The sequence below is a fragment of the Streptomyces sp. NPDC012825 genome (assembly GCF_042900925.1).
Taxonomy (GTDB): domain Bacteria; phylum Actinomycetota; class Actinomycetes; order Streptomycetales; family Streptomycetaceae; genus Streptomyces.
Genome location: NZ_JBIBBZ010000011.1, coordinates 71545 through 85484, shown reverse-complemented (window position 1 = coordinate 85484; position 13940 = coordinate 71545). Strand labels below are relative to the sequence as shown.

At 73.9% G+C, this 13940-nt stretch carries 14 protein-coding genes; 3 read left to right on the top strand and 11 right to left on the bottom strand.

Translation table 11 applies throughout. The features are described 5' to 3' along the window. The first annotated feature begins 133 nt into the window (after positions 1-133). Positions 134-361: a DUF5133 domain-containing protein gene (locus ACFY7E_RS22490; protein WP_389487459.1), complete on the top strand. Its 228-nt coding sequence runs from the start codon at positions 134-136 to the stop codon at positions 359-361. Between the two features lie 157 nt (positions 362-518). Here ACFY7E_RS22490 and ACFY7E_RS22485 read toward each other — a convergent pair whose 3' ends face one another. The 7 genes from ACFY7E_RS22485 to gvpO form a co-directional block, all read right to left on the bottom strand. Next, the gene (locus ACFY7E_RS22485; RefSeq protein WP_383437962.1) at positions 519-680 is read right to left on the bottom strand and encodes a DUF5670 family protein; all 162 of its coding nucleotides are present in this window, start codon (positions 678-680) and stop codon (positions 519-521) included. Positions 681-854: 174 nt separating this feature from the next. After that, a complete protein-coding gene (locus ACFY7E_RS22480; protein WP_389487457.1) occupies positions 855-1241 on the bottom strand; it encodes a hypothetical protein in 387 nt (128 codons plus the stop codon). Positions 1242-1367: 126 nt separating this feature from the next. Beyond that, the gene (locus ACFY7E_RS22475) at positions 1368-2195 is read right to left on the bottom strand and encodes a GvpL/GvpF family gas vesicle protein (protein ID WP_389487455.1); all 828 of its coding nucleotides are present in this window, start codon (positions 2193-2195) and stop codon (positions 1368-1370) included. Further along, positions 2192-2455, bottom strand: coding sequence for a hypothetical protein (locus ACFY7E_RS22470; RefSeq protein ID WP_389487638.1), 264 nt, complete (start codon positions 2453-2455; stop codon positions 2192-2194). The genes ACFY7E_RS22475 and ACFY7E_RS22470 overlap by 4 nt, the downstream gene beginning before the upstream one ends. A gap of 271 nt (positions 2456-2726) precedes the next feature. Next, positions 2727-3446 carry a GvpL/GvpF family gas vesicle protein gene (locus ACFY7E_RS22465; protein WP_389487453.1) on the bottom strand — a complete coding sequence of 240 codons (720 nt, stop codon included), beginning with the start codon at positions 3444-3446 and terminating at the stop codon, positions 2727-2729. Continuing rightward, positions 3443-3796: a gas vesicle synthesis-like protein gene (locus ACFY7E_RS22460; protein ID WP_389487451.1), complete on the bottom strand. Its 354-nt coding sequence runs from the start codon at positions 3794-3796 to the stop codon at positions 3443-3445. The genes ACFY7E_RS22465 and ACFY7E_RS22460 overlap by 4 nt, the downstream gene beginning before the upstream one ends. 73 nt (positions 3797-3869) lie before the next feature. Continuing rightward, positions 3870-4190 carry a gas vesicle protein GvpO gene (gene gvpO / locus ACFY7E_RS22455; RefSeq protein ID WP_389487449.1) on the bottom strand — a complete coding sequence of 107 codons (321 nt, stop codon included), beginning with the start codon at positions 4188-4190 and terminating at the stop codon, positions 3870-3872. Positions 4191-4508: 318 nt separating this feature from the next. Here gvpO and ACFY7E_RS22450 point away from each other — a divergent pair, with 318 nt between their 5' ends. Both ACFY7E_RS22450 and ACFY7E_RS22445 read left to right on the top strand, forming a co-directional pair. Next, a complete protein-coding gene (locus ACFY7E_RS22450; RefSeq protein WP_383437982.1) occupies positions 4509-6239 on the top strand; it encodes a thiamine pyrophosphate-dependent enzyme in 1731 nt (576 codons plus the stop codon). Between the two features lie 116 nt (positions 6240-6355). After that, positions 6356-7174: a TIGR04222 domain-containing membrane protein gene (locus ACFY7E_RS22445; protein WP_389487447.1), complete on the top strand. Its 819-nt coding sequence runs from the start codon at positions 6356-6358 to the stop codon at positions 7172-7174. Here ACFY7E_RS22445 and ACFY7E_RS22440 read toward each other — a convergent pair. The 4 genes from ACFY7E_RS22440 to ACFY7E_RS22425 all read right to left on the bottom strand — a co-directional run bounded on the left by ACFY7E_RS22440 (position 7171) and on the right by ACFY7E_RS22425 (position 13936). Then, positions 7171-9201 (bottom strand): SpoIIE family protein phosphatase, encoded by a 2031-nt coding sequence (locus tag ACFY7E_RS22440; protein ID WP_389487445.1) that lies wholly within the window; start codon positions 9199-9201, stop codon positions 7171-7173. The two genes, ACFY7E_RS22445 and ACFY7E_RS22440, sit on opposite strands and share 4 nt — an antisense overlap. A 24-nt stretch (positions 9202-9225) precedes the next feature. After that, positions 9226-10818 (bottom strand): oleate hydratase, encoded by a 1593-nt coding sequence (locus tag ACFY7E_RS22435; RefSeq protein ID WP_389487443.1) that lies wholly within the window; start codon positions 10816-10818, stop codon positions 9226-9228. Between the two features lie 179 nt (positions 10819-10997). Then, complete coding sequence (locus ACFY7E_RS22430; RefSeq protein ID WP_389487441.1) at positions 10998-12425, bottom strand: cellulose binding domain-containing protein; 1428 nt, start codon at positions 12423-12425, stop codon at positions 10998-11000. Between the two features lie 14 nt (positions 12426-12439). Beyond that, entirely contained in the window at positions 12440-13936 is a 1497-nt protein-coding gene (locus ACFY7E_RS22425; protein ID WP_389487439.1) for a beta-N-acetylhexosaminidase, read from the bottom strand. Positions 13937-13940 lie beyond the last annotated feature (4 nt).

The window sequence follows — 13940 nt, the reverse complement described above, 5'->3', positions numbered from 1 at the left end:
GGGACCGCCCTGGTCCGGGGCGCCGTGCACGGGACACCGTGCCCTGTTTCCCGATCGCATACAACGTGCGGGCCCGGGTAAGCGGCGCATCGAACCGGGCGGTCGGCGCCCTGACGGCGAGGGGAGACCCACTGTGTTGATGGCCCATCCCGCGGTGTTGAGCAACCTGATCGAACAGTACGAGACGCTGAGGGTGCTGCACGCGGAGAACGGGAGCCCGGAGGTGCAGCAGCGCATGGACGACATCGCGTACACGCTGTGCGTCTCCACCGGAACGCGTGACGTGGACACGGCGCTGGTCGCCGCCCGTCACCGGCTGCCCGGCGCGCGTCCCGAGGACGACTCGGTACTGACGGCCTGATTCCACCTTCCGCACGCCGGAACCCGGCACGGCCCTTCGCGGGGCGTGCCGGGTTCCGGCGTTTCCGGGGCCGGCGTCGTTCCCGGGGCTCGCGGGAACGCGTTCGCGCCCGCCACCGGTGTCGGTGACGGGCGCGGTCGGCGTCGGGACGTGCGGGTTACCAGCGGTACCAGCGGCCCGAGCCGCCCTTCGGCCGGGCCACGAAGCCGATCAGCCAGAGGACGAGCAGGATCACGGCCACCCACCAGAGGGCCTTCAGCGCGAAACCGGCACCGAAAAGAATCAGCACGAGCAGAAGAACAAGAAGAAGGGGAACCATTTTTATAGACCTCCGAATCAAACGTACCCCGGAACCGCTTTTCCGTTCCCTCGACAAGGCATTCTCCATGCCCTTTGGCCGGGGAATTCGGATTGTTTTTCAGCGGGTGGGAAAAATATGTCGCGCCGGGCGGGGAAGTGGCCCCGGAGCCCCGGGGTCACCCCTCCACCCGTGTCAGATACGGCCGCCGGTGAGCCGGGAGAGCGGGCCGCGCGAGCGCAGCCCGGCCCGGCGTCCGAGGGCGTACGCCCCGGTGAGCGCGGCCGCGGCACTGACGGCGGTGCCGCCGGTGAGCGTCTTGCGGGTGCGCACGGCGGTCAGCACGAGGCCTCCGGTGCCGCGGACGGCGTGAACGGCCGCGAGGGTCTTCTCGGCGAGGGGCGCGGGAAGCGCGCTCAGCGTTCCGCCGGCCGCCTCTCCGGTGTCCTTCGCCGACTGGACCGTCTTCTTCTCGGCGGCCGTCCCCCGGCTCGCCGCGCCGCCGTTCCCGGTGCCGTCCGAAGCAGGACGCGAACTGCTCCAACCGGACTGGTTCTCGTTGCTCTTCTCCGATGCGCTCATGTGCTTCGTCTAGCCGGACCCGGCGGGAACAAACCCTTCTTCCCGGGAGTTAGCGGATTCACAGAATCCCGCGGTCTCGCAGGAGTTTTCCGAGCGGGCCGACGAACGCGATCTCCCGCCGGCCGGTCACCATTCCGGCTCCTCGTCGGAGGCGGCCCGGGTGAAGGAGGAGGGCACCCAGGGGCCGGTGATCTCCACGCGCAGCCCGGGGCCCGTGTCGTCGGGCCGGGGGACCGCGTCGAGGAACGCCTGCCGCTCCCCGTCGGGGACGAGGTAGACGGCGTTGAGCACGTTCCGGCCGGGTGCCCGGGACAGTCGCGTCTGCTGGAGCGGGTGCAGGATCGCCTCCGTCGCCGTACCGGCGAGGGTCTCGTGCAGTTCCCGCGCGGTGCGGGCCACCGTGTCGTCGGCGTTCTGCCGCTCGCGGTGCTCCCCGGGGAGTGGGCGCGGGTGGTCGCGGCCCGAGCCGCCGTCGGACGGCGCGGTCCCGGTGGACCCCGGGGCGTCGGGCGCGGAAGCGGCGGGGGCGGCCCTTCCGGGCGTCTCGTCGGCGTACAGCTTGACCCCCCACTCGTGGGCGCCCGTCAGCCGGCCGAGGGCCTCCGACAGACCGCGCTCCCCTTCCGCGAGGAGGCGGCGCACGCCCGGCTCGCCGCGGCAGACGGTCGCGAGCCGCAGGGGGACGGTGGTGGTGCGCCGGCCCGCCGCCGCCACCACGCCGTGGTGGGCCCTGGCGACCGTCGCGAGCCAGTCCAGGTCCTCCAGTCGTTCGCGCAGGGGCGCCTCGTCGAAGTCGGCCGCCGGAACCTGTTCGACGACGGCGGTGAGGCCCCGGTGCTCGACGGTCGCGAGCCCCCCGCCCAGCGTCACGTCGGGCGGGGGGTCGGCGGGCTGCCCGTCGACGTCGGCGGACCGGACGACGGCGTACACGTACAGCAGCGGTTCGTCACTCATGACTCCTGCCTCGTCTCCAGTTCGGTGATGAGTCGGCGCGGTTCCTCGTTCTCGCGGCCGGGTTCGCCCTTGCGGGCCCGGGAGGACAGGGCGGGGACCTGTTCCCACCGATCGACGCCCCTCTCCTCGGCCCGCTCGACCGAGGCCACGACGAGTCGCGGCTCGACGGTGAGGGGTTCGATGTCGAGGGGGTCGATGCGGATGCCTCCGGTTCCGTCGGCCTCCGGCCCGGATCCGCAGGTCCCACGGGGTCCGCGGATCCGGTGCGCCGTCCGTGTCGGACGGTGTCTCGTCACGGGTTTCCTCTCGGCTCCGGGCGGTCCGGGAGCGCGCCCTCCCGGCGGTCGGACCCCTCCTCGTCGGTCTCCCCCGCCTCGAACGCCGATCACCGGGGCGGCCGGTCCGCGGTGGACGAGGGCCGGGTCGCGGTACTCCCGCTCCGCCGTCCCCACCACCTGCCGCAGTACCCGGGCGGTGTCCCGGACCGGCGCGGTCGGCAGCGGGGGGACCTCGGTGAGCGGTCCCACGGGTTCAGCCCGCCTCGACGAAGCTGTACGGGGGCAGCGGCCCCGTCACCTGCTCCCGCAGGTGCCCGTGCTCCTGACGGAGGGCGCGCACGGCCTTCAGGAACTCGTCCCGTCGCTCGCGCTCCACGAGGAACGACAGGTTGGCCAGGTGTCCGGTGCCCCCCGGCCCGCGCACCGTCGCCGCCGCGTAGGGGGCGAGAGTCCGCTCGACGAGGGCGGTGTCGGTCCGCTCGCGTTCGGCGACGGCCCGCGCCACCATCTCGCCGAAGGCCGGCCCGTCCTCGTGACTGCCGTCGCCCGCCGCGCGGTCGACGGCGTGCCGGGCCATCAGGTCGGGGTTGTCGGCGAGCACCGCGTGGAGCACCGCCTCCTCGTCGTGGTCCACCTCGAGGGTGAACTCGTCCTTGCCGTCGAGCGCCTTCAGCCGCTCCACGTAGAGGGCGTGGCGCTCCTCCAGGATCGCGGCGACCGTGGCGTCGTCGGGAGAGACCCCGCCGAACCGCAGGGGAAGGACCGGGCCGTCCTTGCCGGCCTCGATCACGACGTGCTGGTGCGCGAGGAGGTCGCGGCGCTTCGCCTCCAGCCCGGCCGGGGCGTCGCTGCACAGGGCGACGAGGTCGCCGCCGCGTACGGTGCGCACGGGCTGCGGGGGGTCGCCGATGCCCTGGATCTCCTCGGGGAACTCCCGGTCGGCGGGGGCGATGCCGTAGACGTACGTGCTCATTCCTTGTCCTCCCGGCGGGTCGAGGTGCGGCGGCGCGAACCGCTGCTGCTGCTCTTCTCCTCCTCCGGCTCCTCGTCACGCGGCTCGGAGAGGGCGTCGGAGATGGTCTGCGCGGCGCCGCTCGGGGCGCCCTCGGTCGTGCCGCGCGCACCGGGCTCGGTGACCTGGCCGACCGGGTCGGGGTTCTTGCGCGGACCGGATTCCGGGTCGAGGCGGTTGCCTGCCTCCACGAAGCGGAGGCGGGTGTCGACGCCGGTCACGACGACACGGGTGTCGGTCTTCGGGATCTCGATGCCGGCCGGCGGGACGCGCGTGAACGCGTCGGTCACCAGGCCGTGGTCCAGGGCCACTTCGAGCTCCCTCTCGTCCGGGAACGGGTGCGGGTCGGGGGCGGGCTGCGGTGCGGGGCGTCGGCCGTCGCGCTCAGCGGCGGTCCGCCCGCCCTCTCTCGTACCGGCGGGTGCGGCGGTAGTCGATGAGGTTCCCCCGCCGGTCGGCGTCCATCTCGTACGACGCGAGCAGGCTCATCGTGTCCGGCACGCGCTCCAGTTCGAGGACCTCGACCGCGAGGCGCCAGGCGCCGTCCTCGCCGCGTTCGCAGGAACTGAACGCCTCCACCGGCTGGTTCAGTAATCGGGCGAGCTGTTCCATCGCCGTCCGGATCACCTCGGCGGCCGGCGGCGGCCGCTCCTGCTCCGCCTTCGCCTCCTTGCCCTCCGTCCCGCTCCCCGATGCCTGGGCCACGGCTTTCTCCTCTCTCGTGTTGCCGGGCGCTCGCCTCCCAAACGGGGTGAAACGCGCCGGATTCGGGGGTCTGGGCCGGTCCAGGCCCTTCACCCGGTCGGCGTGGCGACGCCGAGGGCCGCGGGCAGGACCCGTGCCGGCCACTCGGCCCGGTCCGGCCCGGAGGTGTTCCCGACCCGCCTGCCCGCCGGGCGCGACTCCACGCGCGTCCGTCGCGGAACGGCGCGGACGGCCCGTTCGCGGACGGTTCCCCGCATCGACTCCGTCCGCGCGGGCAGGCGCGACGGGGACCCCCGTACGCCCGTGGAAGGACATCCCGTGACACGTACCGTCGCCCAGGTGATCGTCGACGCCCTCGCCGACCTCGACGTCGGCCACGTCTTCGGCGTGGTCGGCGACGCCCTCAACCCCCTCACCGACGCCATCCGCACCACGGACGGCGTCGACTGGGTCGGCTGCCGGCACGAGGAGGCCGCCGCGTTCGCCGCCGGGGCGCGGGCCCAGCTCTCGGGCCGCCTCGGCGTCTGCATGGGGACGGTGGGGCCGGGCTCGGTCCACCTCCTCAACGGGCTGTACGACGCGGCCAAGAGCGGCGCCCCGGTCCTCGCGATCTGCGGCCAGGTCCCGCTGTCCGAGATCGGCGGCGACTACTTCCAGGAGGTGGACAACGACCTCCTGTTCCGGGACGTGGCCGTCTACCGGGCCACCGTCACCTCGCCGTCGCAGATGCCGAGGCTCCTGGAGTCCGCGGTCCGGGCGGCGGTGACCCGCGGCGGCGTGGCGGTCCTCACGGTGCCCGGGGACCTCGGCGACCAGGAGGTCGAGGACGACCGTCCCGTACGGTTCGCGCTCCCCCGCCCGGCCGTGACCCGCCCCGACGACCCGGCCCTGGCCGAGGCCGCCGGGCTGATCGACGACGGCTCCCGGGTCACGCTCCTGGTGGGGCGCGGCGCGCAGGACGCCCGGGAGGAGGTGCTGCGCCTCGCCGAGCACCTCTCGGCCCCGATGGTGCTCACCCTCAAGGGCAAGGAGGGCTTCGAGGCGGACAACCCCTACGAGGTCGGCCAGACGGGCCTGATCGGCAACCCGGCCGCCGCCCACGCCCTGGACGCCTGCGACACCCTGCTCATGCTCGGCACCGACTTCCCGTACCGGGACTGGTACCCGGAGGACTGCCGGGTCGTGCAGATCGACCTGCGGGAGGAGCGCCTGGGCCGGCGCGTGCCGGTGGACGTCGGGCTCGCCGGGGACGTCGGGGCCACCCTGCGGGCCCTGCTGCCGCTGCTCGCGCCGGTCGAGGACCGCGCGCACCTCGACGACGCCCGCGAACGGTTCCTGAAGTGGGAGGAGGACCAGGCCGCCCTCGCCCGGCCGGACCACGACAAGCGGCTCGTCGGGCGGGTGCGGGCGGTGTTCGACAACCGGGACCACGAGATCCGGCCCGAGGCGCTCGCTGCGGCCGTGGACCGGCACGCGGCCGAGGACGCGGTCTTCACCTCCGACACCGGCATGGCCACCGTCTGGCTCTCGCGCTTCGTGCGCATGCGGGGCACCCGCCGGCTGCTCGGCTCCTACAACCTGGGCTCCATGGCCAACGCCATGCCGCAGGCCCTCGGCGCCCAGCTCTGGGACCGCGACCGGCAGGTCGTGGCGTTCTGCGGCGACGGCGGTCTGAGCATGCTCCTGGGCGACCTCATGACGCTGCGGTCCGAGCGGCTCCCGGTCAAGCTCGTCGTCTTCGACAACCGCCGCCTCGGCATGGTCAAGCTCGAACAGGAACAGGCCGGACTGCCCGAGTTCGGCACCGTCCTCGACAACCCCGACTTCGCCGCCGTCGCCGAGGCCGTGGGCCTGACCGGCATCCGCGTCACCGACCCGGCGGACCTGGACGACGCCGTGCGCCGGGCCTTCGACACTCCGGGACCGGTCCTCCTCGACGTGCTGACCAACCCGGAGGAGGTCGCCGTACCGGGCAAGCCGACCGTCTCCCAGGGCTGGGGCTTCGCCGTCGCCAAGATCAAGGAGAACCTGACCTCGGGCGGCAACTGACCCTTCCGCCAAGGGCGTTCTGTTCAGGAGCCCCCCTCTCGCGGACAATGCGACCGGGGGGCTCCCACGGAGTCCGGAGCATCGGGGCGTCGGGGGGCGGACTCGTGTGGATGTGGGTGGGCGCGGCCGTGTGGACGGTGGTCGGGGTGACGGCGCTCGGCTTCTGGACCTGCCACCTCCGACTCCGCTCCCACCGACCCTCGCGGCCCGTGCCGGACGGCGCCGACCTGGGGCCGTACGCGTACGCGTACCTCTCCGGAGGGCCCGGGCGCACCGCGCGGACGGCGCTGACGGCGCTGCACCGGGCGGGTCTGGTCACCGTGGTGGAGAAGCGGGTCGTCCGGAGGGACGGGCCGGCACCGGCCGTCCCGGGCGACGGGCGCGTGCCCGATCCCGTCGAGACCGCCGCGCTGGCCCTGTGCCGTCCCGGCCGCGGCGCGCCCGGGACGAGGACGGAGGATCGCGTCGCGAAGAGCAGGGCCGTGCGCCGGCTCGGCGTCTCCCTGGCGGAGGCGGGACTGCTCCCCCACCCCGGGCGGGCGGCCCGGCGGGAGGGCTGGGAGTCGGCCGTGCAACTGGCGGGCCCCGTGGCCCTGTTCCTCGGGGAGATCGCCCTGTTCACCTGGGGCTCCGGCGACCGCCCCGACGCCGGGTGGGTGGCGTCCGTGTCGTCGGCCCTGGGGCTGCTCTCCCTGGTGTCGCTCCGCTTCGCCCGCTTCCGCCCCCGGCCTCTCACCGAGGCGGGCGAGGGCCTCCTGAAGGACTTCCCGCCCGGGGCGTTCCGCACCCGCGTCGACGGGACCCTGTACGAGGTCGCCGCCGGGGGCGCCGGGGCGGCGGCCGTGCCGGAGGAGCTCCGCCGTGCCCTGCGGCGCCCGGATCCTTCGTACACGCCGGACAACGATCCGCCGGGTCTCGGCGGGGCCGGGTTCTAGGGCCTGTCCGGCGGGTCGTTCCGGGTCCCCGCCCCCTCCTTGTCCGCTCCGTCCGTCCCGATCTCGGCCCACACCGTCTTGCCCCCGGCCGAGTAGCGCATGCCCCAGTTGTCCGCGAGGGTGGCGCAGATGAGCAGGCCCCGGCCGCCCTCCTCGACGGCCTTGGCGTGGCGCAGGTGGGGTGCGGCCTGGCCGGCGTCGCTGATCTCGCAGGTCAGGGTGGTGGAGTCGGTGATGAGCCGCAGGGTGACCGGGGCGGCGCCGTAGCGGATGGCGTTGGTGACGAGTTCGCTGACGAGGAGCGTCGCCGTGAACGGGTCGGCGGGGTGGTTCCACTTCCGGAGCTGCTCCTCGACGTGGCCGCGCGCGACGCCGACGGCGGAGAAGTCGAAGGGGATGCTCCACTCGGCCAGTTCGTTCGGGGACAGGTGCCGGGTGCGGGCGACGAGGAGGACGCGGTCGGGGGCGAGGAGCCGGACGACGTCGTCCGCCATGGCCTCCGGGGGGCGTCCCGGGTGCGCGAGGGCGTTCACCAGGTCCTCGGTCCGCGTGCCGCCCTCGCCCGGCGCCATGCAGAGGGTGCTGCCCTCGGGCAGGACCAGCGATGCGCAGGCGAAGGGCGGCCCCTCCGCGCCGAGCAGCGGGCCCTCGTCGACCGGCCGGGTGTCGACCGACCCGTCGGGGCGGACGACGGCGAACAGCGAGGTGCCGGCGCGTGCGATGTCGAGCCGTCCGCCGACGGGGTCGTGGACGGCGACCGTGCAGCTCGCCGTCGCGGCGTCTCCCCCGGGTCCGGCCTCCTGTTCCCCGGCGAGCCGGAGGGTCGTGGCGTGGAGGCGGGCGAGCAGTTCGTGCGGGTCGAGGTCGAGGGTGGTCAGGCTGTAGACGGCGGTCCTCAGCCGGCTCATGGTGGCGACGGCGCTGAGCCCGGCGCGGTCGACCCGGCCGACGACGAGCGCCACCCGGGCCCCGGAGAGGGGGACGACGTCGTACCAGGAGCCGACGCCGCTGCCGTCGGGCTGATTGCGCCGGGCGATGTCGACGGCCCGCTGGGTGGCCTCCTCCTGGCGCAGCGGCCAGCTCTGGAGCGCCGTCATGACGATGTGCTCGCGGGTGAAGCGCAGGGCGTTCTCCAGGCAGGTCGCCGTGCGGGTGGCGATGCCGTCGGCCAGTTCGAGGTCGTCCCCGTCGTACGGTTCGGCCCCTTCCGCACGCTGGAAGACGACGCCTCCGAAGACCTGTCCCCGGACGAGCAGCGGGGCCACGATCCTCGTGCCCCCGGTCCCGTCGTCCCGCTCCGGGGGGAGCAGCCGGGGTTCCGTCGGCAGCGCCTTCCCGAAGACGCCGGGGAGCAGGAGGGCGCCGGCCGCCGGGAGCCGGGAGCAGGAGGCCGTGCCGCCGGTCGCGGTGCAGCGCAGGAGGGGGGCCGGGTCGTGGGACCGCAGGCCGGGCTCCCTTCCCCTCAGTACGGCGTCGGTGAGGGCGACCACCACCGTCTCGGCGAACCGCGGCACCGCGACGTCGACCAGCTCCCGGGCCGTGCGCTCGACGTCCAGGCTGGTGCCGATCCGCTCGTGGGCGTCGTGCAGCAGCCGGAGGCGGGCCTGCGCCCGTTCGCGCTCGGTGACGTCCGTGCTGGTGAGGACCACGCCCAGGATCCGTCCCGCGTCGTCCTGGAGGCGGTGGGCGGAGACGGAGAAGACGCGCTCGCTGCGCGGGTCGGTGAACGGGTGTCCCCTGACGAGGTGGTCGAGCGCCGGCCGGCCGGTGGCGAGGACCTCCCGCAGCATCTCCTCGTCGACGTCCACGCCGAGGGGGGCGTACGCCTCCGTCGCGGGCAGGCCGACGATCCGCTCGACGGGGAGGCCGCGGACGCCGACGGCGACCGTGTTCACGCGGACGACGCGCAGGTCCGTGTCGAGGACGTGGAGGCCGATGTCGGACTGGGTGAAGACGGCGTCCAGGACCGCCTCGTCCCACTGGTCCGATGGGCCGGGACCGGGGCGCTCGTCGGGGTCCGCGTTCATTCGTCCCTCCTCCGTGGCGGGCTGTCAGGCCAGGACGGTTCCCAGCGCGGACCGGGCGACCTTCGGGTCGGCGAGGCCGTGGTACATCGGCGGGACCTCCTTGTCGACGTCGAAGTGGTGGTAGACGGCGATCATGGCGGAGCGGACCGAGTACTCGACGGTGAAGACGACGTCCTCGGGGATCTCGACGAACTGGCCGAGGAAGGCGAAGTTCCGTGCCCCGTCCGGGACGACGAGGGGGCGGTCGGAGGCGGTGCGGCGCTGGAACTGGGCGTCGGCGTAGGGCATCTGGACGGTGGTGACCCGGGTGGTCTCCCGGACCTCGTCGGCGATGTCGTCGAAGCCGAGGTGGCCGAGGAGTTCGTCGAGGACCTCGGCGCCGGTGCAGTGGTCCATCCTCTTCGGCACGTGGTCGCCGGGGACGTCGCCGAAGAGCGCGTAGCCCCACAGGGTGTACGTGTTCTCCTCCTGGTCGCGGAAGTGCGGCTGGGCCGGCACCACGACCGAGAGCAGCCAGCGGGAGTCCTTCCAGGTCATCAGGCCGCCCTCGCCGGGGGCGTTGCCCGTGTACTCCTGGATGCGGTCCAGGAGGGCGCGGCTCGTCATGGTGAGGGTGAAGGACTCCCACTTGGTCTCGTCGATGTTCCCGCAGAAGGCGTGGGGGCGTCCGAAGTCGGGGGCGTTCTTGGCGATCGACTCCCACAGGCGCCAGGAGCCGTCCCTTTTGTCGCGGACCAGTTCGGGGACGGTGGTGCTGTCGCCGTAGGTGGTGTCGGCGGTCGCCGAGCCGAGGGTGAGGAAGGCGTAGTCGTCCTCGCCCAGGTCGATCGTCCCGGCCTCGGCGCCGTCCTTCTCCAGGTGCAGGCGGGAGAGGCGGCGGGCGGCGGGGCCCGAGAAGTCGGCGTCGGCGACGGTGACGCCGAAGTCGGTGCGCACGCCCCGGGCGGTGAGCCACTCCTGGAGGGGGCGGACGACGGAGTCGTACGGGTTGTACCTGCTGCGCCGGACCCCGGACAGGGTGTGGAGGTGGTCGAACTCCTGGACGAAGGCGAGGAAGTACCGCTTGAGTTCGATGGCCGAGTGCCAGGTCTGGAAGGCGAAGGTCGTGCGCCACATGCACCAGAAGTGGGTGGTGAAGAAGCTCGGCCGGAAGAAGTCGTCGATGCGCCGGGCCCCGATCAGCCGTTCGGGCAGGGCGAGCAGCCGGGTCATGTCGGCGCGGTCGCGGGCGTCCAGACCGAGCCGCGAGGCGTCGGCGATCGTGCGGTCGCCGTCGATGATCCGGGCCCTGGCGTGCATGGGGTGCTCGATGTTGAAGTTGCGCGTCTCCTGCCGCACCGAGACCGCCGGGTCGTCCAGGGTCGGGATCGTCTCCAGGAGGTTCCACAGGCACACGTAGTGCTCGTCCTCGAACATCCGGCCGCCCCGGGTGACGTGACCGCCCTCGCGCGTCGGGGCGGTGGCGCCGTCCAGCGAACCGCCCGCGATCGGCAGCTGCTCCAGGATCCGCACGTTCTCGCCGGGCACGCCCGCGTCCCGGACGAGGAAGGCGGCCGCGGCGAGCGAGGCGATGCCGCCGCCGACCAGGTGGACCCTGGAGTGCTTCGATGCCGGCACGGGCTGACCTCCGGTTTCGGTGAACGGACGCGGCGCGCGCGGTCGGGCGGTCGGGCACGGCCCCGGTGTCGACCCTCGCCCGGGGCGGTGGGGCGGGCGAGGCGGCGGGGGCCGTACGGGTGAGGAACGCCCTCGCCCCGCCGCACGCGCGCGACGGGGCGGGGACGGGGCCGGGCCGGTTACGACGCCGGGACGGTGTCCTGGAAGGCGGTGCCCGCCGAGCGGTAGGCGGCGACCTTGGCGGCCACCTGGGCGGGGGTCAGGACCTGGTCCTTGACGTGCAGGACGTAGTCGACCTTCTGGTCGTAGGAGCGCGGGGTGGTCGAGGTCTGGCCCGCCAGGTCGATCAGCCACTGGTTGAAGTTGATCGACATCGGGCGCTCGGGCAGGTAGCGGGCGTCGTGCCGGCCGAACTCCCGGCCGTCGACGTAGTACACGATGCTGTTGTCGTCGATGGTCAGGACGAGGTCGTGCCAGCCGTCGTAGCCGGTCCGGGACTCGGAGTGCTGGTTGACGGCCTCCCAGGGGTCGGGCCGGTAGGTCTCCCACGAGGTCGTGTAGAGGATGTTGGCGGGCTCGCCCCAGCCGCCGTTGGGCAGGTACTCGAAGTCGTACTCGGCGTAGTCGTCGGCCATCGGGGCCTTGAGGTCGTTGATGGTGAAGAAGGTCTGGACGACCCGGTCGCCGTCGGGGCCCGACACCGGGGCGTCGGAGAAGCGGACCCGGGCCGCGTAGGTGCCGTTCTTGAACTTCGTCGCCTTGGTGAGCACCTCGGTGTGCCTGGTGGACTCGCCGGTGCCCGCGGTGGAGGTCCGCAGGTTCATGATCGAGTTGGTGCCCTCCTTGGCGAAGGTCACGTTCTCGGGCGCCCAGGTGGCGCCGGGCACGCCGGGTCCGCCGGCGTTGGAGCGGACGCTCCAGCCGTGGGCGCCGATCGCCGGGTCGGTGTGCCCGGTGTAGTCGAAGTCGTCGAAGAGGGCGGCGCCGTTGGGCGGCGGGGTGGTCGGATCGGTCGGCGTGGGCGTCGGGGTGGGGTCGTTGCCGGCCGGGGCGGTGCCCCAGACGGGGACGCCGCCGACGGTGGCGGTGACCTTGGTCCAGTTGGCGTACGCGGTCTGCGCGGGGCCGAAGGAGTAGTCGTCGCTCTGGTTCAGCGGCTGCCAGTTGGAGCGGTGGAAGCGCAGCTGCATGTCGCCGGTGTCCGCGCCGGGGGCGAGCGTGCCGGCCCCGGCGGTGAAGCCGACCTCCAGGTAGCGGTCGGCGGTCGCGGTGGGGTGGGCGAGGGTCCCGAAGGTGCCGGTGATGTTGGCGCAGCCCTTCACGGCCCAGGAGCAGGCGTAGGTGTACGAGGCTCCCGCGTCGGCCTTGAAGTAGTAGCGGACCTTGACCTGGCTGAGCGGGACGCCGGTCGTCCCGGTGTTGACCACCTTGAGCCAGGGCTCGACCTGGTCGCTCCCGGTGGCGCTCTGACGGTACTGGACGGTGACGGCCTCGCCGGCTGCGGCGGCCGGGAGGGCGGTGAGGGCGGTGGCGCCGAGTCCGGTCACGGCGGCGACGGCGAGCGCGGCGCGGAGGCGCGGGGTGCGCGTCCTGGTCTGGTCGCTCATGGGGGTTCCTCTCCTCAGTTCTGGGGGACGGGGGTCGGGGTGGAGAGACGGCGCGGCACCCCGAGGGCGTCGAGCCGGGTCCTGTGGTGGCGCAGGCGCTTCTGGAAGCCGGGCCAGTCGTGGCGGCCGGTCCAGACGACCTCCGCGAGGGCGCAGAGCCGGGGGAAGGTGAGGTACTCGGCGTGCGCGGCGGTGGGGACGTACTCGGTCCACAGCTGGACCTGGGAGCCGAGGACCCGGGCGGCCTCCTCGGGGCTCCAGTCGGCCGGGGCCGGGTCGTTGCCGTGGACGGTCCGCAGGTCGACGACCTCGCCGGCCTGGCCGGGCGGCTCGGCGGGGCTGGTGGACTGGGGGTAGTCGAGGTAGGTGGTGCGGTGGGGCGCCATGACGACCTGGTGGCCGCGGCGGACGGCGGTGCGGCCGTGGTCGGAGTCGCGCCAGGGCATGACGGTGAAGTACGGCGGGAGGTCGGCGCCGTTCTCGGTCCAGCTCAGCGGCCGGCGGCCGGCCTTCAGGAGGTGGCTCCCGATCCGCTCCATGAACCAGCCGTGCAGGGCGTCGGGGCCGGGGAGCCCTTCCTCGGCGACCCGCCGGAGCGCGTCCGGGGAGGTGTGCCACTCGGTGGTGGGGCACTCCTCGCCGCCGATGTGGACGTACGGGGAGGGGAAGACGTCCATGACCTCGTCCAGGACCGTGCGGCAGAAGTCGAGGGCCGTGTCGTGGACGCCGAGGATGGTGTCGCACACGCCCCACCGGTCCCACACGTCGTAGGTGCGGCCCGGGGTGTTGCCGAGCTCGGGGTGGGCGGCCAGGGCGGCGCGGACGTGGCCGGGCATCTCGATCTCGGGCACGACGGTGATGCCGCGCTCCGCCGCGTACGCGACCAGACCGGTGAGTTCGGCGCGGGTGTAGGCGCCGCCGTGGGGCGTCCCGCCGATCTCGGTGAGGCGGGGCAGGGCGGTGACGGGCATGCGCCAGCCCTGGTCGTCGGTGAGGTGGAGGTGGAGGACGTTGAGCTTGTGGAGGGCGAGGAGGTCCACGTACCGGCGCAGGTAGGAGACGGGGCGGAAGCGGCGGGCGACGTCGAGCATGGAGCCGCGCCAGGGGAAGCGGGGGGTGTCGGTGATCTGCACGCAGGGGACGGTCCAGGCGACGCCGCCGACGGGCCCGTCGGCGAGGGCCTCGACGGGCAGGAGCTGGCGGAGCGTCTGGACGCCGGCGAGGAGGCCCCGGAGGCCGGCGGCCCGGAGCAGGACGCCCTCGGGGCCGACGGTGAGGCCGTAGCCCTCCTCGCCGAGGCCGGTGAGGGCGGGGTCGAGGGCCAGGACGACGGAGCCGTCCGGGCGGGCGGGCAGCGGCAGGCCGGTGGCCGGGCCGAGCAGGGTGCGCAGCAGCCGGGCCGCGCCCTCGGCGCCGGACGTGACCTTGAGGGCGGTCGCGGCGTCGAAGGTGAACCGGCCGGGCAGCGGCGAGAGGTGGGTGGGCTCGGGGACGAGGCGGGGCAGGGGCATCGCG